This is a genomic window from Pseudomonas sp. NPDC090752 (assembly GCF_055584805.1).
In genome coordinates this window covers 377,520-398,141 of record NZ_JBVJLI010000003.1, presented here as the reverse complement: position 1 = coordinate 398,141, position 20,622 = coordinate 377,520, and the positions used below count along the sequence as shown (strand labels likewise).

Below are 20,622 nucleotides of genomic sequence, written 5' to 3'. Positions count from 1 at the left end.
GATCACGGCCGCGCGCGCGGGGTGATTCAATACTGTGGGTCATTTTGCAAAGATTTCCATCAAGCGCCCGGCGATTCGCTCCAGCGGACGGATTTCCACCGCCGCGTCGATTGCCGCGGCGGCCTTGGGCATGCCATAGACTGCGCTGCTGGACTGGTCCTGAGCAATGGTCAGGAAGCCCTGCTGGCGCATCAATTTCAGACCCTGGGCGCCATCGCGACCCATGCCAGTGAGCAACACGCCCACCGCATCGCCGCGCCAGTAGCGCGCCACGCTCTCGAAGAACACATCGATCGAGGGCCGGTAGATTTCGTTGACAGGTTCGGCAGTGTAGGCCAACTGGCCGTTTTGCAGCAGCCGAATATGGTGGTTGGTGCCCGCCAGCAGCACTTGCCCAGGTTGCGGCGGTTCACCTTCACGGGCCAGACGCACCGGCAGGCCGCTGGCGCTGGCGAGCCACTCGGCCATGCCGGCGGCAAACACCTGGTCGACATGCTGAACCAGCACGATGGACGCCGGAAACGCCTTGGGCAGCCCCTTGAGCAACACTTCCAGCGCCGCAGGCCCACCCGCCGAAGAGCCGATCGCCACCAGGCCACGGCGCTGCGCAGCATCGCGCAACGGCGCCGCGACCGGCTTGGTCGCACTGGGCCGCTGCTGGCCGATCAACCAACTGATGTTGAGGATCTTGCGCAGCAACGGCGCCGCGGCCTCGCGCGCATCCCCAGCGCCCAAGGCCGGCGTATCGACCACATCCAGCGCGCCATGGCCCATCGCCTCGAACACCCGGTGCACGTTCTGCTTGCGGTCGACCGTGACGATGACGATGGCGCACGGCGTCTCGGCCATGATCCGCCGAGTTGCCTCGACGCCATCCATCACCGGCATGATCAGGTCCATGAGAATCAGGTCGGGTGTGGCGTCGGCACACTGGCGCACGGCCTCGGCGCCATCGCTGGCCACCCAGATCACTTCGTGCGCCGGTTCGAAGGCCAAGGCCCGGCGTAAAGCCTCTACCGCCATGGGCATATCGTTGACGATGGCGATCTTCATCCCTGAGCATCTCCGATCAGTTCTACCACGGCATCCAGCAACGCATCATCATGGAAGCTGGCCTTTGCCAAATAGTAGTCGGCGCCAGCGTCCAGGCCACGCCGTCGATCTTCCTCACGGTCCTTGTACGACACCACCATCACCGGCAGTGACTGCAGGCGCTGATCTCGGCGCACCAGGGTGACCAGTTCGATGCCGTCCATACGCGGCATGTCGATGTCGGTAATCAGCATGTCGAAGTCCTCGCTGCGCAGCGCGTTCCAGCCGTCCATGCCATCGACCGCCACGGCGACTTCGAAGCCGCGGTTGCTCAGCAACTTGCGTTGCAGCTCGCGCACGGTGAGCGAATCGTCGACCACCAGGATGCGCTTGCGGCTGGCCCCACGGCCGCCCTGCACGCCGCGTTCGATACGCTCCAGGCGGCCGGTGCTGAGCAGCTTCTCGACCGAGCGCAGCAGGTCTTCGACGTCGATGATCAGCACCACCGAGCCGTCGTCCAAGAGCGCGCCAGCTGAAATGTCCTGGACCTTGCCCAGGCGCGGGTCGAGCGGCATCACCACCAGCACCCGCTCGCCGATCAGGCGCTCCACGGCCACGCCGTAAAGCTGTTCGCGCTCGCGGATCACCACCACCCGCAAGCTGCTTTCATTGCCCGGCGCGGTCGGCCGGTTGAGCAGCTGGCTGGCCGCGACCAGGCCGATATGCCGGCCCTCGTGCCAGAAATGCTGGCGCCCCTCGATCTGCACGATCTGCTCGGCCGTCACCTCCAAGGTGCGTTCGATATGCGCCAGCGGGAACGCATAGGCTTCACCGCCCACTTCCACCACCAAGCTGCGCACCACCGACAGGGTCAGCGGCACCTCCAGGTGGAAGCAGCAACCCTGTCCGGCCTGCTGGGTCAGCTCGATCGAGCCGCGCAAGTCACGGACCATATGCTGCACGGCATCCAGGCCAACGCCGCGGCCGGACACTTCGGTCACCTTGTCGCGCATGCTGAAGCCCGGCAGGAACAGGAAGGTCAGCAGCTCTGCCTCGCTCATCTGCGCCACTGTTTCAGCCGGCGACAGGCCGCGCTGGACGATACTGCGGCGCAGCCGCTCCAGGTCGATACCCGCGCCGTCATCGCTCAGTTCGAGGATCAACATGCCAGCCTGGTGCGAGGCGCGCAGGCGGATTGCGCCCTCCTCCGGCTTGCCTGCCAGCACGCGTTGCTCGGGCAATTCGATGCCATGGTCGACCGCATTGCGCAGTAAATGGGTCAGCGGCGCTTCGAGCTTTTCCAGCACATCACGGTCGACCTGGGTCTTGTCACCGTCGATCTGCAGACGCACCTGCTTGCCCAACGAGCGCCCCAAGTCACGGACCATGCGGCTCTGACCGGTGAGCACATCGGCAAATGGGCGCATGCGGCAGGCCAACGCCGTGTCATAGAGCAACTGGGCACGCTGGCTGGCCTGCCAGCCGAATTCGTCGAGGTCGGCAGCCTGCTGCTGCAAGATCTGCTGGGTCTCCACCAACAGACGCTGGGTTTGGGCCAAGGCGTCGAGCACTTCGACGCTCTGGCCGCTGTCTTCCAGCTGCGTCTTCAGGCCATCGAGCGCGCGCATGCCCTGGCCGTGCATGCGTTTGAGGCGCTGCAGGGTGGCCAGGTACGGCTTGAGCCGCTGGGTCTCGACCAGTGACTTGCTCGACAGGTCGAGCAAGCTGTTGAGGCGGTCGGCAGTCACCCGCAAGACCCGCTCGCCCCCTTCACCGCCGCGCTTGCCGGCCTTGCGCGGTAATTGCGCGTCGGGCTCGGGTTCTGGCTCGCTGACCACTGGTTCGGCATGGGGCGCCGCCACCATCGGCACAGCTGGCGTGGTCGGCGGCGCTGCGGGGACAGGTGTGCCAGCGGGATCGAGCAGGCCAGCCATCTGCGCCAGGAACGCTGGCACTGCCGCTTCACCTGCCGGGTCCCCGGGGGTAGCGACATGCAGCAGCAGATCGGTGCCACGCAGCAGCGCGTCGATGTGATCGGCGCGCAGTCGCAAGCGGCCTTCCTGTGCTGCCACCAGGCAATCTTCCATCACATGGGCCACGCTGACCCCGGCATCGATGCCGACGATCCGTGCAGCGCCCTTGAGGGAGTGCGCCGCACGCATGCAGGCTTCCAACTGATCGGCCTGGGTCGGGTTGCGTTCCAGCGCCATCAGCCCGGTGCTGAGCACCTGGGTCTGGGCTTCAGCTTCCAGGCTGAACAGTTCGAGCAACGATGCGTCGCGCATTTGCTCTGGGGTCATGACAAGCTCCGCTGCACGGCAGACAGTAGTTGTTGATCGTCCAGCACCCGCACGCTGCGCCCGCGCCACTGCAGCACGGCAGCGGTGAAGGGTGCGGTGTCTTGCAAAGCACCGAGCAGGGCGGGATCGAGGCGATGAATACCGTCGATCTCGTCCACTGCCAGCACTACCGGGCCGCCGGCCGCCGCGAGAATCAGCAGACGCGGCATCGCTCGGCCGCCGTGCACCTGCTCGGAAACAGCGCTCGTTCCCAACAGCTCGCTCAGCGACAGGCACGGCACCAGGGCACCACGCACGTTGGCCACCCCTTGCATCACCCGGGAACGCTGATGAGGCAAGGAGTGCACCGACTGCACCGGGGCGATCTCGGCCAGGCAGGTAGTCGCCAAGGCCAGCCACTCGTCCCCGAGACGGAACAACAGCAACGAACGGCCCAGGTTGGCCTCAGGCACTGCAACTTCGTGGAGGTGATCGTCCTGGACCAGTGCATAGCGGTCGAGCAGGCGGGTGGCTGCGGCAGCGTAGACGTCACAGTTGCGGCAATGGATATGCCGTTCGAGCAACGGGCACTGCTTGTCGCCATGCACGCCGATACGGTTCCAGCAATCGTCGATGTGCATGTCCTGTTGAGCAAGCAGCTCGATCGCGTGTTCGACGTTCATCGTTCAGACTCCCGACCTGCGCGCGCTGCGCGTTCCTGCAAGCGCCTCGCGCCGGCTTCGTCGCCCTGGGCCGCCAGCAGCATGGCCAGGTGCAACAGCGCTTCAGGGTGCTGAGGCTCCAGGTACAGGGCCTTGCGGTAATGCGTCAGCGCCTGCCGGGCATCGCCTTCGGTATCGCTGAGCAGCCCCAGCCAGTAATACACCTGGGCCTTGGGCGCGAATTGCTGCAGGTAACGTTGGCAACTGGCCCGGGCCTGAGCACTTTCGCCGGCATTGGCCTGGCGCGCGATGATGGCCAGCAGAGCGCTTTCGGTTTCGCGCTGTGCCGTTGCAGGCGCGACAACCGGGGCCGCTCGCGCAGGCCGCGAAGCCGGTGCGGGCATAGGCCGGCTCGGCGTGATGGGGGTAACGGGTGCCGGTGGACTACGCCATGGCAGGTCAAGCGGTGCCGGTGCATCGGCCGGCTGGCGAACATAGGCAAACGACTGGGCTATGCCCAACGGTCGCATGCCCAGCCGTGCCAGCAGACTGCCCTCGGCCGGGCCGATGAACAGGACACCGGTTTCGTGTGTCAGGCGCTTGAGCACCTCGAAGACCCGCTGCTGCGTCGGCACATCGAAGTAAATCAGCAAATTGCGACAGAACACGAAGTCGTAGTAACCGTTGCGGCCGCCCAGCGCCGGGTCGAGCACATTGCCCACGGCCAGACTCACCTGCTCGCGCACGCGCTCGTCCAAGGCATGGCCATCATCGAGCTCGTGGAAGTGGCGCTCGCGAAAAGCCAGCTCACTGCCGCGAAACGAGTTGCGCCCGTAGACTGCCTGTACGCCCTTGGCCACAGAATTGGGGCTGATGTCGATACCGTCGATGTGGAAAGACGCAGGGTTCATACCCGCATCGAGCAGCGCCATGGCCAACGAGTAAGGTTCCTCCCCCGTGGAGCATGGCAGGCTCAGCAAACGCAGCGGCCGCTCGCCGGCCAGTTCGCCCAGGCGTTTCTGGGCCAGCCCGACCAACGCGGTGAACGACTCCGGGTAGCGGAAAAACCAGGTTTCCGGGACGATCACCGCCTCGATCAACGCCTGCTGTTCTTCTGCCGATTGCTGCAGGCGCAGCCAATAATCGTGCAGGTCGACGGCATTGACCGCGACACAGCGCTGTTGCAAGGCACGCCCGACCATGGGCACGCCGACCGAGTCGACATCCAGGCCTATGCGCTCCTGGAGGAAGCGGAAAAACCGTTGCTCGCTCATGCTGGCACCTGCCCAGGCTCACGGGGGAACAGCAGCTCGCGCACGGCATCGGGCAGCAGGTCATCGACTTCGATGCGTTGCAGCAGACCATCAGCGTCCTGGCGAACCGGGCCCAGATAGCGCGCTTCGCCATTGTCCAGGCCGTAAGGCTGGAACTCATCGGCGGGGCAGCGCAGGGTCTCGGTGGCCTGTTCGAGGATCAACCCCAACGGGTGTTCGTCACGGTAACGCACCAGCACCAGACGGGTGCTGGTGCGCTCGGCCGCCGGCTGGGCGAAGCTCAGGGCCGAGAGGTCGACCACCGGCACCAGCACGCCACGGTGGGCGAGGATGCCGGCGACCCAGGCCGGCGCCTGGGCGATCGGCTTGAGTGGCCGGCGCGGCAACACTTCGACCACCTCGCGCACGTCGAGGGCGAAGCGTTGCTGGTTGAGACGAAACTGCAGGTACAGCGTGCCCTTGGCGCTGGCCGCTGCAGCCGGATGAAGGTGCTGGTCAGTCATGGCAGTCAGACTTTGAAGCGCGACACACCGCCGCGCAGGCCCGCGGCCACCTGGCTCAACTCGTCGATGGCGAAGCTGGCCTGGCGCAGCGACTCTACCGTCTGGGTGCTGGCATCGCTAAGCTGCGCCAGCGCTTGGTTGATCTGCTCGGCACCGGTGGCCTGGGCCTGCATGCCTTCGTTGACCATCAGTACGCGCGGCGCCAGCGCCTGTACCTGGTGGATGATCTGGGTCAGTTGCTCACCCACCTGCTGCACCTCGAACATGCCACGGCGCACCTCTTCGGAGAACTTGTCCATGCCCATGACCCCAGCCGATACCGCCGACTGAATTTCGCGCACCATCTGCTCGATGTCATAGGTGGCGACGGCCGTCTGATCGGCCAGGCGGCGCACTTCGGTTGCCACCACGGCGAACCCGCGGCCGTACTCGCCGGCCTTTTCCGCCTCGATGGCGGCATTAAGCGACAGCAGGTTGGTCTGGTCGGCGACCTTGACGATGGTTACCACCACCTGGGTGATATTGCTGGCTTTTTCATTGAGGATCGCCAGCTTGGCGTTGACCAGGTCGGCGGCGCCCATGACCTGGTGCATGGTGTCTTCCATGCGCGCCAGCCCCTGCTGGCCGGAACCGGCCAGGCTCGAAGCCTGGTCGGCGGCACTGGTGACCTCGGTCATGGTGCGCACCAGGTCGCGCGAGGTGGCGGCAATTTCGCGCGAGGTGGCGCCGATTTCGGTGGTGGTGGCTGCCGTTTCGGTGGCGGTGGCCTGCTGCTGCTTGGAGGTGGCGGCAATTTCCGTGACCGAGGTGGTCACCTGCACCGACGAGCGCTGGGCCTGCGACACCAGGTTGGCCAACGCCTCGGCCATTTCGTTGAAACCGCTTTCGATGGCGCCGAACTCGTCCTTGCGGTCCAGGCTCATGCGCATGCTCAGGTCGCCCGAGCGCAGTTTGTCGAGGGCATGCACCACTCGCTGCACGGGTGCCGTGATGGCGCGCATCAACAGCAGCCCGCAGATACCGGCGGCGACGATCGCCAGCAGCAGCGAGACGATCATGCTGCCTTTGGCGGTGCTCACGGCACTGACGATTTCGTGGGTGGCAGCGTCTGCCGCTTCGCGGTTGTATTCGATTACCGTGTTGAGGTGCTTGCGACCTTCCACCCAGGCTGGGGTCAATACATCCTTGATGAGCCGCTCGGCTTCGGCATAGTCGCGTCGACGATAGGCTTCGAGTACCTGACCTACACTGTCGATGTACTGTTCTTCCATCTGTGTGAAGGTGTCGAAACGCGCCTGGTCGTCCTTGTCCTGAATAGTTTGCTGGTAACTCGCCATATGCTGCTTGAGGCGGTCTTCAAAGCTCTTGAACAGCTCAATGTCGGCAGCGGTGATCTCTCGATGGTCGGACAACCCCACCAACTGCTGGCTGGTGACGTAACTGTCGACCCAGGCACTGCGGATCATCGAGCTGTAGTAGACCCCGGGGATGCTGTCGGTACCTACGGCCTCCTCGGCACTTTCGATCGCCACCAGCCGCGAGTAGGCGGCAACGATCATCAGCAGCATGATGGCGATGATCACGGCGAAACTTGCCAGGATCCGTTGGCGCAAGGTCCAGTTCTTCACATTCAGCCCTCAGGAATTCACAACGAGCGGGAAAAATCGTCGAAGTATAGCCCAGGCTTCCTACGCTTTTGCGGCTGAATACAGGGTAAACAGGCATCCTTGCCCGCTGGATAGGCCATGTACCCGTTATTGCCCCACGGCAAGGCGCGCCTGGTTCTCCAATTCCTGGCGCAGTGCCGGGTCCAGGCGCAGCTGGCGGGCCAGTTCATCCAGGTAAGCGCGCTCCATGAAGTTCTGCTGATCGACCATCATCAGGCTGGCCAGGTACATCTCGGCGGCCATCTCCGGCGTTTGCGCGGCACGGGCCACTTCAGCAGGGTCCAGCGGTTTGTTCAGTTCAGTATGAAGCCAGTGCTGCAGCTCGCGGTCGCTGTCCAGGCGAGTGAACTCGCCTTCGATCAACTCGCGCTCGCGCTCGTCGATATGGCCATCGGACTTGGCCGCCGCCACCAGCGCGCGCAATACCGCCTGGCTGTGCTGTTCGGCCTGGGCCGGCGGCAGGCGGTCGAGGGTCTGCGGTTCGCTCGCTTGCCCTGCGCCCTGACGCGCCTGCCAGTTGCCATAGGCCTTGTAGGCCAGCACGCCAAGCGCGGCCAGGCCGCCATAGGTAATGACCTTGCCGCCGTACTTGCGGGCTTTCTTGCTGCCCAGCAACAGGCCGATGGCACCGGCACCCAAAGCCCCGCCACCGGCGCCTGAAAGCAGGCTGCCGAGGCCTGCTGAGCCGGAAGCGGGCTTGCCCGCGCCAGTCTGTTTGTTCAGCAGTTCCTGGCCGGATTTGAGCAGTTGATCGAGCAGGCCCCGAGTGTTCATTCGCATGTCTCCACGCTGCGGAAAGTAACGGCCAGAGTAAGGCTTGCCGGGTTCATGGCCACCCGTGGATTTGCTTCCAGATGTTGCGTTAGCGGGCAAAAAGCCAACTAGACTCGACATCGCGCAAGCGCACTACGCTTATGACATTCAAAGATCTCCAAAAAGAGGGAACACCATGTCAGTGCACAAGACCGCTTTGCTCGGCGCCGTGACCGGCGCACTGCTGGCCGGCGCCGGTCTGCAGGCCGCCGAGTTGCCCAAGGCGCTGGGCGCCGGCGAGGGCCGCCTGGACATCGTTGCCTGGCCCGGCTACATCGAACGCGGCGAGAGCGACAAGGCCTACGATTGGGTCAGCGGTTTCGAGAAGGAAACCGGCTGCAAGGTCAGCGTCAAGACCGCCGCTACCTCCGATGAAATGGTCAGCCTGATGAACAAAGGTGGTTACGACCTGGTCACCGCCTCCGGCGATGCTTCGCTGCGCCTGATCGTCGGCAAGAAGGTGCAACCGATCAACACCGCGCTGATCCCCAACTGGAAGAACCTCGACCCGCGCCTACAGAACGGCGGCTGGTACGTGGTCGACAAGCAGGTCTATGGCACGCCCTACCAGTGGGGGCCGAATGTGTTGCTGTACAACACCACGACCTTCAAAGAGGCGCCCACCAGCTGGAGCGTGGTGTTCGAGCCACAGGACCTGCCCGACGGCAAATCGAACAAAGGCCGCGTGCAGGCCTATGACGGGCCGATCTACATGGCCGATGCGGCGTTGTACCTGAAGTCGGCCAAACCGGAGCTGGGTATCCAGGACCCTTACGAGCTGAACGAGGCCCAGTACAAGGCGGTACTCGAACTGCTGCGCCAGCAGCAACCGCTGATCCACCGTTACTGGCATGACGCCACGGTGCAGATGAGCGATGTGAAGAACGAAGGCGTGGTCGCATCCAGTTCCTGGGGCTACATGGTCAATGGTCTGAAGGCCGAGAACCAGCCGGTGGCCTCGACCATACCGAAGGAAGGCGCCACCGGCTGGGCCGACACCACCATGCTGCACAGCGAGTCCAAACACCCCAACTGCGCCTACAAATGGATGGATTGGTCGCTGCAGCCGAAGGTACAGGGCGACGTGGCGGCCTGGTTCGGCTCGCTGCCGGCAGTGCCGGCGGCTTGCACCGGCAGTGAGCTGCTAGGCGCCGAAGGGTGCAAGACCAATGGTTTCGACAACTTCGACAAGATCGCCTTCTGGAAGACCCCGCAAGCCCAGGGTGGCAAGTTCGTACCCTATAGCCGTTGGACGCAGGACTACATTGCGATCATGGGAGGACGCTAAGTTCTGATGTGCCTGTACTGGCCTCTTCGCGGGGCAAGCCCGCTCCCACAGGTTTTGCACAGACCTTGAGAGTTGTGCAGAACCTGTGGGAGCGGGCTTGCCCCGCGAAGGGGCCGACACTGGCACCACAAGTACAGCCGAGGACCGCCCATGCCCCTAGCAGTTCAATTCACCCAGGTATCCCGCACCTTCGGCGAGGTCAAGGCCGTTGACCAGGTCAGCATCGACATCATCGATGGCGAATTCTTCTCCATGCTCGGCCCCTCCGGCTCGGGAAAGACCACCTGCCTGCGCCTGATAGCTGGCTTCGAGCAACCCAGCAGCGGCTCCATCCGCATACATGGCATCGAAGCCGCCGGCGTGCCGCCCTACCAGCGTGACGTCAACACCGTATTTCAGGACTACGCACTGTTCCCGCACATGAACGTGCGCGACAACATCGCCTATGGCCTCAAGGTCAAGGGCGTTGCCAAAGCTGAACGCCATGCGCGCGCCGAGGAGGCGCTGGCCATGGTGGCCCTGGCGGGGTATGGCGAACGCAAGCCGGCGCAGCTGTCGGGCGGACAGCGCCAGCGCGTGGCCCTGGCGCGCGCCCTGGTCAACCGTCCACGGGTACTGTTGCTCGACGAACCACTCGGCGCGCTCGACTTGAAACTGCGCGAGCAGATGCAGGGCGAGCTGAAAAAGCTGCAGCGCCAACTGGGCATCACCTTCATCTTCGTCACCCATGACCAGACCGAAGCGCTGTCGATGTCGGACCGCGTGGCGGTGTTCAACCGCGGTCGCATCGAACAGGTCGATACGCCCCGTAACCTGTACATGAAGCCGGCCACCACCTTCGTCGCCGAGTTCGTCGGCACCTCCAACGTGGTCCGCGGCGACCTGGCCGAACACCTCAGCGGCAGCCGCACGCCCTTCTCCATCCGCCCCGAACATATCCGCCTGCTGAGCGAAGCCGCAGCCGGCGACGGCGTGCAGATCAGCGGCCTGCTGCGCGACATCCAGTACCAAGGCAGCGCCACCCGCTATGAGGTGCAACTGGACAGCGGCCAGCTGCTGGCGGTCAGCCAGGCCAACGACCGCTGGCAGGCGCAACCCCACGATTGGCTACCCGGCCAGCGGGTGCAGGCGCACTGGCCGCGCGAGGCGATGACGGTGCTGCAGGAAACCGTCCTGGCTGAGGGGCAGTAAGATGAGCCCGTTGCGCAGCATCTCCAACCTGCTCTACCGCCGCCCCAACCTGTACCTGCTGATGCTGTTGATTCCCCCGCTGACCTGGTTCGGCGCCATTTACCTGGGTTCGCTGCTCAACCTGCTGTGGCAAGGCTTCTATACCTTCGACGACTTCACCATGGCGGTCACCCCGCAACTGACCCTGGGCAATTTCGCCGCGCTGTTCAACCCGTCGAACTTCGACATCATCCTGCGTACCCTGGCCATGGCCGTGGCGGTATCGCTGGCCAGCGCCGTGCTGGCGTTCCCCATCGCCTACTACATGGCGCGCTACACCAGCGGCAAGACCAAGGCCTTCTTCTACATCGCCGTGATGATGCCGATGTGGGCCAGCTACATCGTCAAGACTTATGCCTGGACCCTGCTGCTGGCCAAGGGCGGGGTGGCCCAGTGGTTCGTCCAGCAGTTGCACCTTGAAGGCCTGCTTCAGGCGCTGCTGACCGTGCCCGGAGTGGGCGGCAGCACGCTGTCGACCTCACACCTGGGGCGTTTCATGGTGTTCGTGTACATCTGGCTGCCGTTCATGATCCTACCGGTGCAGGCCGCACTGGAACGCCTGCCGCCTTCACTGCTGCAGGCCTCGGCAGACCTCGGCGCGCGGCCCAGGCAGACGTTCATGCAGGTGATCCTGCCACTGTCGATACCGGGCATCGCCGCCGGTTCGATCTTCACCTTCTCGCTGACTTTGGGCGACTTCATCGTGCCGCAGCTGATCGGCCCACCGGGGTACTTCATCGGCAGCATGGTCTACGCCCAGCAAGGGGCCATCGGCAACATGCCGATGGCAGCAGCCTTCACCCTGGTGCCGATCGTGCTGATCGCGGTGTACCTGTCCATCGTCAAGCGCCTGGGGGCCTTCGATGCACTCTGAAAAAGCGTCCACGGGCCTGCGCCTGGCAGCCTGGGGCGGATTGCTGTTCCTGCACTTCCCAATCCTGATCATCTTCCTGTACGCCTTCAACACCGAAGACGCAGCGTTCAGCTTCCCGCCCAAGGGCTTCACCCTCAAATGGTTCGCCGTGGCTTTCGCCCGCCCGGATGTACTCGAAGCGATCAAGCTGTCACTGCAGGTGGCCTGCCTGGCCACATTGATCGCACTGGTGCTCGGCACACTCGCCTCGGCGGCGTTGTACCGGCGCAGCTTCTTTGGCAAGGAGAGTATCTCGCTGATGCTGATCCTGCCCATCGCCCTGCCCGGCATCATCACCGGCATCGCCCTGCTCTCGGCGTTCAAGACACTCGGCATCGAACCCGGCTTGTTCACCATCGTGGTCGGCCACGCGACCTTCTGCGTGGTGATCGTCTACAACAACGTCATCGCCCGCCTGCGACGTACCTCGCAGAGCCTGATCGAAGCCTCGATGGACCTGGGCGCCGATGGCTGGCAGACCTTCCGCTACATCATCCTGCCAAACCTTGGTTCGGCGTTGCTGGCCGGCGGCATGCTGGCCTTTGCCCTGTCGTTCGACGAAATCATCGTCACCACCTTCACCTCCGGCCACGAGCGCACCTTGCCGATCTGGCTGCTCAACCAGCTCAGCCGCCCGCGCGATGTACCAGTGACCAACGTGGTGGCCATGCTGGTGATGCTGGTGACCATGCTGCCGATCCTCGGCGCCTACTACCTGACTCGCGGCGGTGAAAGCGTCGCGGGCAGCGGCAAATGAACCACAAGGAGCCCCCGATGCAAACCCACATGCTGATCAATGGCCGCCTGGTCGCAGGCGAAGGCCCGACCTGGACCGTGCTCAACCCGGCCGAAGGCAGTGCCCTGGCGCAGATCAACGAAGCCACCGAGGCTCAGGTGGATACCGCCGTGCGCGCCGCCGACCAGGCATTCGATAGCTGGTCGCAGACCAGCCCCAAGGAACGCTCGCTCGCGCTGCTGGCATTGGCCGACATCATCGAAGCCCATGCCGATGAGCTGGCCAGGCTGGAGTCGCAGAACTGCGGCAAACCGTTCAGCGCAGCCCTGAACGACGAGATGCCGGCCATCGCCGATGTGTTCCGCTACTTCGCCGGCGCTACCCGCTGCCTCGGTGGCTCGGCAGCGGGCGAGTACCTGCCCGGGCACACGTCGATGATCCGCCGCGACCCATTGGGCGTGGTGGCCTCGATCGCGCCCTGGAACTACCCATTGATGATGCTGGCGTGGAAGATCGCCCCGGCTCTGGCCGCCGGCAATACCGTGGTCATCAAACCGTCCGAACTGACCCCGCTGACCGCCCTGCGCCTCGGCGAGCTGGCCAAGGGCGTACTGCCGCCCGGCGTACTCAACATCCTCTTCGGCCGTGGCCAGACGGTCGGCAATCCGCTGATCACCCACCCCAAGGTGCGCATGGTCTCGCTGACCGGCTCGATCCCTACCGGCGCGCACATCATCGGCGCCACCGCCGACAGCGTGAAGCGCATGCACATGGAGCTCGGCGGCAAGGCGCCGGTGCTGGTGTTCGACGATGCCGACCTCGATGCCGCCATCGACGGCATCCGCACCTTCGGCTTCTACAACGCCGGGCAGGATTGCACCGCGGCCTGCCGCCTGTACGTGCAAGCTGGCGTCTACGAGCGCTTCGTCGAACGTCTCGGCAAAGCCGTGGCCAGCCTGAAAACCGGCCTGCAGGACGCCGAGGACACCGAACTCGGCCCACTGATCAGCGCCCAGCACCGCGACAAGGTAGCCGGCCTGGTCGGGCGCGCCATCGCCCAGCCGCATATCCGCCTGGTCACCGGCGGCAAGGCGCTGCCAGGCGATGGCTTCTTCTTCGAGCCGACGGTGCTGGCTGATGCGCTGCAGGATGACGAAATAGTACGGCACGAAGTGTTCGGCCCGGTGGTATCGGTGACACGCTTCACCGATGAAGCCCAGGCGCTGGAATGGGCCAACGACTCGGAATACGGCCTGGCCTCATCGGTGTGGACCCGCGACACCGGCCGCGCCCACCGCCTCGCGGCGCGCTTGCAGTATGGCTGCACCTGGGTCAACACCCACTTCATGCTGGTCAGCGAAATGCCCCACGGCGGGCAGAAGCATTCGGGGTATGGGAAGGATTTGTCGATGTATGGGTTGGAGGACTACACGTGCGTAAGGCATGTGATGATCAAGCATTGATTTGAAATGCTGCTAATGGCCTCTTCGCGGGACAAGCCCGCTCCCACAGGTAAGTGCAACCCTTGCGTACATCACAAATCCTGTGGGAGCGGGCTTGTCCCGCGAAGAGGCCGGAACAGGCTATCTAATCCCGCAAATCCGACTCATGGATCGGATTCGCCCGGCTGGTCGCCCGTTGATACTGCGCGGGCCACGTCGCCCTGTTACCGCCCAGGTCGTCGTCGGCATGCAGCGGCCAGTAAGGATCGCGCAACAGCTCGCGGGCGAGGAAGATCAGGTCGGCCTGCCCGGTGCGCAGGATATGCTCGGCCTGCGCCGGTTCGGTGATCATGCCTACGGTGCCGGTGGCGATTTCCGATTCCTTGCGTACCCGCTCGGCGAAGCGGGTCTGGTAGCCGGGGCCGGTAGGGATTTCGGCATTCACCGAAGTGCCACCGGAGGAGACGTCGATCAGGTCGACCCCCAAGGCCCGCAGGCGGCGCGCCAGCTCGACGGTTTCGTCCGGGTTCCAGCCGTCTTCCACCCAGTCAGTCGCCGACACCCGAACGAACACCGGCAGCTCCTGCGGCCAGACCTTGCGCACCGCCTCGGTCACCTGCAAGGTCAGACGGACGCGATTTTCAAAGCAACTGCCATATTCATCACGGCGCTGGTTGCTCAGCGGCGAGAGGAACTGGTGCAGCAGGTACCCATGGGCGGCGTGGATTTCAACGACTTTGAAGCCGGCCTTCAACGCCCGTTCGGTCGATGCCACGAACGCGTCGATCACGTCCTGGATCTCGGTCTGGCTCAATTCACGCGGTGGCGTGTGCTGCGGGTCGAAGGCAATCTTCGACGGCCCCACCGGCTGCCAGCCGCCTTCCTCCAGCTTGACGCTGCCATGCTTGCCCAGCCACGGGCGATAGGTGCTGGCCTTGCGCCCGGCGTGGGCTAGCTGGATGCCCGGTACAGCGCCTTGGGCCGTGATGAAGCGGGTGATGCGCTGCAGCGGGGCGATCTGCTCATCAACCCACAAGCCGAGGTCTTCAGCGGTGATGCGGCCATCGGCGGTTACCGCCACCGCCTCAGTGATAACCAGGCCTGCGCCCCCCACGGCGCGACTGCCCAGATGGACAAGGTGCCAATCGTTGGCCAGGCCATCGACGGCGGAATACTGGCACATCGGCGAGACGGCGATGCGGTTGGGCAACGTCAGTTGACGCAGGGTGTAAGGCTCGAGCAGCAGGCTCATGAGGGCACCTCCCAAGGACTCCAATGGTGATCCGGCCCGGACACTCATGCACGACGCTGGCCCGGTATCGGTCATTCTTCAGACTAGACCAGATTGCCAGTCGGGAAGGTCCTTGGGATTTGCACTGCCCTCAGCGCGGCTCGATGTGGGCGATCATCAGCTGCACGCTTTCATTGCCGCGAAACTCGTTGACATCCAGCTTGTAGGCCAGCTCCACCCAGCGAACGGTGGGGTTGGGCCAGACCTCGCGGTCGATGCCGAAGGCAATGCCGTCCAGGCGCACTGAGCCACATTCGCTCTTGAGCACGACCTTCAGGTGCCGCTCGCCAACCACCCGCTGCTCCACCAGCTGAAACACACCGTGAAACAGCGGCTCGGGGAAGTGCTGCCCCCATGGCCCGGCGTGGCGCAGGGCCTTGGCCAGGTCGAGATGAAACTCCTCCACCGCCAGGCTGCCGTCCGACAGAAGGCGCCCGGTGAGGTCTTCCTCGCGCAATTGGCGCCGCACTTCTTCGTCGAACGCCTCGGCAAATGCCGGGAAATTACCTTCCGGTAGTGACAGCCCCGCCGCCATGGCATGCCCGCCAAACTTGCTGATCAACTGCGGATGGCGCGCCGCCACCGCATCCAGCGCATCGCGGATATGAAACCCCGGCACCGAACGCGCCGAGCCCTTGAGCATGCCATCGCCGGCATCGGCAAAGGCGATGGTCGGCCGGTGGTAACGTTCCTTCAGGCGCGAAGCAAGAATGCCGATCACGCCTTGGTGCCAGTCGGCATCGAACAGGCACAAGCCATACGGCATGGATTCGACCGGCAGGTCCTTGAGCTGGGCCAGCGCCTCGCGCTGCATGCCCTGCTCGATGGATTTGCGGTCCTGGTTAAGGTCGTCCAGCTGCTTGGCCATGTCCTGGGCCAGCGCCTCGTCCTCGCACAGCAGGCATTCGATACCCAAGCTCATGTCGTCCAAGCGTCCGGCGGCGTTGAGCCGTGGGCCGAGAATGAAGCCGAGGTCGGTTGAGGTGATGCGCCGGTGATCGCGACGCGCCACTTCCAGAATCGCCTTCAGCCCTGGCCGCGCCCGGCCTGCGCGGATGCGCTCCAAGCCTTGATGCACCAGAATGCGGTTGTTGGCATCCAGCGGCACCACGTCGGCGACGCTGCCCAGGGCAACCAGATCTAGAAGCTCGCCAATGTTCGGCTGAGCCTGGTTTTCATAGCGCCCCAGGCTGCGCAGGCGTGCACGCAAGGCCATGAGCACATAGAAGATCACCCCGACGCCGGCCAGCGCCTTGCTCGGGAAGTCGCAGCCTGGCTGGTTCGGGTTGACGATGGCGTCGGCATCGGGCAATTGCTGGCCCGGCAGGTGGTGGTCGGTGACCAGCACCTTGAGCCCGGCCGCTTTTGCCGCCGACACACCCTCGACGCTGGAGATGCCGTTGTCGACGGTGACCAGCAACTGCGGCTGACGCTGCAGTGCTACTTCGACGATTTCTGGGGTGAGCCCGTAGCCATACTCGAAACGGTTGGGCACCAGGTAATCGACGTGGACTGCGCCCAGTAGGCGCAGGCCAAGCACGCCGACGGTACTGGCGGTGGCGCCATCGGCATCGAAGTCGCCGACGATGAGGATGCGTTGGCGCTGGTCGAGGGCCTCGACCAGCAGGTCAACCGCTGCATCGATGCCTTTGAGCTGCTGGTACGGCAATAGCCGCGCCAGGCTCTTGTCCAGCTCGGCCTCGGATTGCACACCACGGGCGGCGTACAGGCGGGTCAGCAAGGGTGGCAGGTTACCCAGAAATGGCAGGGTCGGCGGCAGCGGGCGGGGTTCGATACGCATCGGTCAGTCGGCTCAGCCACGCTCACCGAGCAGCCACTGCAGCTGCACTTCGTGCTGGCCACGATCGTCGGTGACGAAGATTGTGCCTTCGCTGATCATCACATCCCACTTGATGCTGCGCGGCATGTCTGTGGCCAAGGTTTCCAGAACATCTTGAGGCACGGCGGCGATGTGCAGGTTTTTCAAGTTCTTTACCGCGCTCAGCACCTTGGTCTCCCAGACGCGCAAGCTACCGTAAGCCAGCAAGCTGGTGCGCTCGGTACGACGCGAACACCAGGTCAGGCGATCAGCGTCTGGTTGACCGACCTCGATCCAGTGCAGAACGCGATCGTCGAGGCTCTTTTCCCACAACGCCGGCTCATCGACATCCGACAAGCCGCGGCCGAACGCCAAATGCTCGTTGTACCAGAGTGCATAAGCCAACAGACGAACCGCCATGCGCTCTTCGGTTTCCGAAGGGTGACGAGCAATGGTCTGCTTGACGCTTTCATACACGCCGCGGTCGAGATCGGTCAGATTCAGTTCGAATTTGTAGGTGGTGGACGGCTGGGCCATGGTCGACGGGCTTCTTGCGCAAAGAAAAGTGGCACAGTCTAACCGATCCTGATCTTCGTTGCCCCGCAGCAGTATCTGCCGTTACCGACCTATGATAAAACCACGGATCTGTCTAGCTGCCACGGATGCCTCATGTCTACGCCCAGCAAACCCCTCGCCGGCCTGAAAGTCATCGAACTCGGCACCTTGATCGCCGGCCCGTTCGCCTCGCGCATCTGCGCCGAGTTCGGTGCCGAGGTGATCAAGGTCGAGTCGCCCGATGGCGGCGACCCGCTGCGCAAGTGGCGCAAGCTGTATGAGGGCACGTCACTGTGGTGGTTCGTGCAGGCGCGCAACAAGCAGTCGCTGACCCTTAACCTCAAGCACCCCGAAGGTCGCGACATCCTCAAGCAGTTGCTGGCCGAGGCCGACATCCTCATCGAGAACTTCCGTCCCGGCGTGCTGGAAAAACTCGGCCTTGGCTGGGATGTGCTGCATGCCCTCAATCCGAAGCTGGTGATGGTGCGCCTGTCGGGCTTTGGTCAAACTGGGCCGATGAAAGACCAACCGGGCTTCGGCGCCGTGGGTGAGTCGATGGGCGGGCTGCGCTACATCACCGGCTTCGACGACCGCCCACCGGTGCGCACCGGCATTTCCATCGGCGACTCGATCGCTGCGTTGTGGGGTGTGATCGGTGCGCTGATGGCGCTGCGTCACCGCGAAGTCAATGGCGGCCAGGGGCAGGTAGTAGACGTGGCGCTGTACGAGGCGATCTTCGCCATGATGGAAAGCATGGTCCCGGAGTTCGACGTGTTTGGCTTCATTCGCGAACGCACCGGCAACATCATGCCCGGCATCACCCCCTCCTCCATCCACACCAGCGCCGACGGTAAACATGTGCAGATCGGTGCCAATGGCGATGCGATCTTCAAGCGTTTCATGCAGGCTATCGGCCATAATGACCTGGCAGATGACCCGACCCTGGCCAGTAATGATGGCCGCGACGCACGCCGAGACGAACTGTATGGGTTGATCGACCGCTGGGCCAACAGCCTGCCCCTGGAGCAGGTGATGCAAATACTGACTGCCGCCCAAGTGCCGGCCAGCCGTATCTATTCGGCAGAAGACATGTTCAATGACCCGCAGTACCTGGCCCGCGAAATGTTCCTGCAGGCCCGCCTGCCCGACGGCAAACCGTTCAAGATGCCAGGCATCGTGCCCAAATTGTCGGAAACGCCCGGCTCCACCGAGTGGGTCGGTCCGGCGCTGGGTGAACACACCGACGCCCTGCTGACCACCCTGGGTTACGACGCTGCCGCTATTGCCGGACTGCGCCAGGCGGGCACGGTCTGAGGCTGCCCTCGCCCATGCGCACGCTGGCCTCGCTGTGCGGGCTGCTGCTCGCCATGGCCATCGCGCCGGTACAGGCCAAGGAGCGCCTACTGTGGCTGGTCCGCGATCTGCCACCGTTTACCATCTTCGAGGGTGAGGAGAAAGGCCAGGGCGTGGTCGACCAGATGTTGCCGCTGCTGATCAGGCAAATGCCGGAATACGACCACGCCATCGTCCGGGTCAACCGGGCGCGCGGCATCCAGATGCTTCAGGACGCCAGTAGCTTCACCTGCGACCCGACCCTGCTATGGACGCCGGAGCGCGCGAAGTTCGTGCACTTCTCCGAACCGACGCTGGGCGTGATGAGCGGTGGCCTGGTGGTACGCAAGCAAGGCGAGGCGCTGCTGACCCCGTTTTTGCATGACCAGCAAGTCGACCTTCAGGGTTTGCTGAGCACCACAGCGCTGAAACTCGGCATCGTCGCCGAACGCAGCTACAACACTCAGATCGACGACATGCTGCGACAGCTGCCCGACAGCGTTTTCAGCCGCCATTACGGCAACGATGCCACAGCCAGCCTGCTGCAGATGCAGCGTCTGGGGCGCTTGCAACTGGTGCTCGGCTACTGGCCGGAAGTACGCTACCTGATTCAACAGCAAGGTGAGACGCTGGCTGACTACCAGTTTCACCCGATACAAGGCGTGAACCGCTACCAGTTCCTGCACGTGGGTTGCACCAACTCACCGCTGGGACGTGAAGCCGTTGCCCATATCGACCAGTTGCTACCCGCACTACGCCAGGGCACGCTGCCCGCGCTTTATGCACGCTGGCTGGACGCGGATCTGCAAGCGGATTACCTGGAACAGAGCAAGCACTTCTTCGAAGCGCACTAAAAAGAAACCCCGAACGCTGGGGAGGACGTCCGGGGCCAATCGAAAGCCCTGTCGGGCTTCCCGCGACAACCTGCCATCACCGGAGCTATGTGCTGGCTGGCTGTCGTCACTGTCTCTGATAAGCCATTCAGGCAAAGGTTCCCGCAGGCTGCTGACGTTGTTGCAACGCTGCAATGACACAAGGCTGCAGGCGCCCTTCGGCAATTTGCAAATCACGGTGCAAACCGTCGACCAGGTCGATGAGCAGCCGCTGCTCCTGCAACTGGCGTGAGCTGACTGTGCGGCGCAAGGTGGTGCCACCGAGGCTGTCGAATACGATCAATTGGCGGTTGCCGCTGGTATCCACGGGGCCAAGCTGGGTCTGATAGGGGCTCAGGGCGTCATTAAGCAGTCTGCAAATTCTTTCCATCCGGATCACTCGCTGCGTGGTGGGACATGAAGGAACTGACCAACAAGCGCAGCGGAAAGTTCGTACCACCGCGCTGTTTCAGTGAGCATGCGTGGGGGATGTGACCGTTTGAATACGCTGCAAAGCCCGTTGCCATTGTTGCACCGGCAACGGCCAGGGCAGATCGGCCAATACCCAGAGCCCACGCCGTCGCGCCTCTTTTGCCAGATCAGGGCGACGGGCACAGGGATGCCCAGTGAACAGCAGCGCACGTAATGACGGATTGCGCTGGACGCGCTTGAGCAAGGCAACGCCACCGGCAAGTGCCAACGCATGGTCGACGATCAGCAAGTCGACTTTGCGTTTGCGCGCCAGGCAGGCGTCGAGGTCGGCAAGGTCGAGGGTGACGCGCACGTCAAAAATGCCCTGGGCATTGCACGCCTGGTGCAGGAGGATCTGGTGGGAAGGCCGTGCCTGGTGAATCAACACGTAGGGCTGATGCATGAGCCGCTCCTTGAGAGGGATCGGTAACTCTATGCAACGG

The 20,622-nt window shown here is 63.9% G+C and carries 19 protein-coding genes; 7 read left to right on the top strand and 12 right to left on the bottom strand.

The features are described 5' to 3' along the window. Positions 1-39: 39 nt before the first annotated feature. The 7 genes from cheB to ACZ6YA_RS06970 all read right to left on the bottom strand — a co-directional run bounded on the left by cheB (position 40) and on the right by ACZ6YA_RS06970 (position 8,191). Positions 40-1,053 (bottom strand): chemotaxis-specific protein-glutamate methyltransferase CheB, encoded by a 1,014-nt coding sequence (gene cheB, locus ACZ6YA_RS07000; RefSeq protein WP_465896403.1) that lies wholly within the window; start codon positions 1,051-1,053, stop codon positions 40-42. Then, positions 1,050-3,332: a response regulator gene (locus ACZ6YA_RS06995; RefSeq protein WP_465896402.1), complete on the bottom strand. Its 2,283-nt coding sequence runs from the start codon at positions 3,330-3,332 to the stop codon at positions 1,050-1,052. Before ACZ6YA_RS06995 ends, cheB begins: the two co-directional genes overlap by 4 nt. Continuing rightward, complete coding sequence (locus ACZ6YA_RS06990; protein WP_465896401.1) at positions 3,329-3,994, bottom strand: chemotaxis protein CheW; 666 nt, start codon at positions 3,992-3,994, stop codon at positions 3,329-3,331. Before ACZ6YA_RS06990 ends, ACZ6YA_RS06995 begins: the two co-directional genes overlap by 4 nt. Next, entirely contained in the window at positions 3,991-5,247 is a 1,257-nt protein-coding gene (locus ACZ6YA_RS06985) for a CheR family methyltransferase (RefSeq protein ID WP_465896400.1), read from the bottom strand. The genes ACZ6YA_RS06990 and ACZ6YA_RS06985 overlap by 4 nt, the downstream gene beginning before the upstream one ends. Further along, on the bottom strand, positions 5,244-5,750 hold the full coding sequence (locus tag ACZ6YA_RS06980) for a chemotaxis protein CheW (RefSeq protein ID WP_465896399.1): 507 nt from the start codon (positions 5,748-5,750) through the stop codon (positions 5,244-5,246). The genes ACZ6YA_RS06985 and ACZ6YA_RS06980 overlap by 4 nt, the downstream gene beginning before the upstream one ends. Positions 5,751-5,755: 5 nt before the next feature. Then, positions 5,756-7,318: a methyl-accepting chemotaxis protein gene (locus tag ACZ6YA_RS06975; protein WP_465896458.1), complete on the bottom strand. Its 1,563-nt coding sequence runs from the start codon at positions 7,316-7,318 to the stop codon at positions 5,756-5,758. A gap of 186 nt (positions 7,319-7,504) precedes the next feature. Beyond that, positions 7,505-8,191: a tellurite resistance TerB family protein gene (locus tag ACZ6YA_RS06970; protein WP_465896398.1), complete on the bottom strand. Its 687-nt coding sequence runs from the start codon at positions 8,189-8,191 to the stop codon at positions 7,505-7,507. A gap of 175 nt (positions 8,192-8,366) precedes the next feature. Between ACZ6YA_RS06970 and ydcS the strand changes: the two genes are divergently transcribed. The 5 genes from ydcS to ACZ6YA_RS06945 all read left to right on the top strand — a co-directional run bounded on the left by ydcS (position 8,367) and on the right by ACZ6YA_RS06945 (position 13,860). Continuing rightward, complete coding sequence (ydcS, locus tag ACZ6YA_RS06965; RefSeq protein WP_465896397.1) at positions 8,367-9,518, top strand: putative ABC transporter substrate-binding protein YdcS; 1,152 nt, start codon at positions 8,367-8,369, stop codon at positions 9,516-9,518. A gap of 150 nt (positions 9,519-9,668) precedes the next feature. Next, the gene (locus tag ACZ6YA_RS06960; RefSeq protein WP_465896396.1) at positions 9,669-10,709 is read left to right on the top strand and encodes an ABC transporter ATP-binding protein; all 1,041 of its coding nucleotides are present in this window, start codon (positions 9,669-9,671) and stop codon (positions 10,707-10,709) included. Between the two features lies 1 nt (position 10,710). After that, positions 10,711-11,622, top strand: a complete 912-nt coding sequence (locus ACZ6YA_RS06955) for an ABC transporter permease (protein ID WP_465896395.1) — start codon at positions 10,711-10,713, stop codon at positions 11,620-11,622. Then, positions 11,612-12,418: an ABC transporter permease gene (locus ACZ6YA_RS06950; RefSeq protein WP_465896394.1), complete on the top strand. Its 807-nt coding sequence runs from the start codon at positions 11,612-11,614 to the stop codon at positions 12,416-12,418. Before ACZ6YA_RS06955 ends, ACZ6YA_RS06950 begins: the two co-directional genes overlap by 11 nt. Before the next feature lie 17 nt (positions 12,419-12,435). After that, positions 12,436-13,860, top strand: a complete 1,425-nt coding sequence (locus ACZ6YA_RS06945) for a gamma-aminobutyraldehyde dehydrogenase (protein ID WP_465896393.1) — start codon at positions 12,436-12,438, stop codon at positions 13,858-13,860. 124 nt (positions 13,861-13,984) lie between these two features. On the opposite strand, the gene ACZ6YA_RS06940 is transcribed toward ACZ6YA_RS06945, so the two are convergent. The 3 genes from ACZ6YA_RS06940 to ACZ6YA_RS06930 all read right to left on the bottom strand — a co-directional run bounded on the left by ACZ6YA_RS06940 (position 13,985) and on the right by ACZ6YA_RS06930 (position 17,486). Beyond that, positions 13,985-15,091 (bottom strand): NADH:flavin oxidoreductase/NADH oxidase, encoded by a 1,107-nt coding sequence (locus ACZ6YA_RS06940; protein ID WP_465896392.1) that lies wholly within the window; start codon positions 15,089-15,091, stop codon positions 13,985-13,987. Positions 15,092-15,221: 130 nt separating this feature from the next. After that, positions 15,222-16,931, bottom strand: a complete 1,710-nt coding sequence (gene recJ, locus ACZ6YA_RS06935; RefSeq protein WP_465896391.1) for a single-stranded-DNA-specific exonuclease RecJ — start codon at positions 16,929-16,931, stop codon at positions 15,222-15,224. A gap of 12 nt (positions 16,932-16,943) precedes the next feature. Beyond that, positions 16,944-17,486 carry a YaeQ family protein gene (locus ACZ6YA_RS06930; RefSeq protein WP_465896390.1) on the bottom strand — a complete coding sequence of 181 codons (543 nt, stop codon included), beginning with the start codon at positions 17,484-17,486 and terminating at the stop codon, positions 16,944-16,946. Between the two features lie 132 nt (positions 17,487-17,618). Here ACZ6YA_RS06930 and ACZ6YA_RS06925 point away from each other — a divergent pair, with 132 nt between their 5' ends. Then, the gene (locus ACZ6YA_RS06925) at positions 17,619-18,818 is read left to right on the top strand and encodes a CaiB/BaiF CoA transferase family protein (protein WP_465896389.1); all 1,200 of its coding nucleotides are present in this window, start codon (positions 17,619-17,621) and stop codon (positions 18,816-18,818) included. 14 nt (positions 18,819-18,832) lie between these two features. Further along, positions 18,833-19,690 carry a TIGR02285 family protein gene (locus ACZ6YA_RS06920; protein ID WP_465896388.1) on the top strand — a complete coding sequence of 286 codons (858 nt, stop codon included), beginning with the start codon at positions 18,833-18,835 and terminating at the stop codon, positions 19,688-19,690. A 127-nt stretch (positions 19,691-19,817) separates the two neighbouring features. Here ACZ6YA_RS06920 and ACZ6YA_RS06915 read toward each other — a convergent pair whose 3' ends face one another. Together ACZ6YA_RS06915 and ACZ6YA_RS06910 are read right to left on the bottom strand one after the other, a co-directional pair. Then, positions 19,818-20,099: a DUF3509 domain-containing protein gene (locus ACZ6YA_RS06915; protein ID WP_465896387.1), complete on the bottom strand. Its 282-nt coding sequence runs from the start codon at positions 20,097-20,099 to the stop codon at positions 19,818-19,820. Positions 20,100-20,177: 78 nt separating this feature from the next. Continuing rightward, entirely contained in the window at positions 20,178-20,582 is a 405-nt protein-coding gene (locus tag ACZ6YA_RS06910) for a histidine kinase (RefSeq protein ID WP_465896386.1), read from the bottom strand. Positions 20,583-20,622 lie beyond the last annotated feature (40 nt).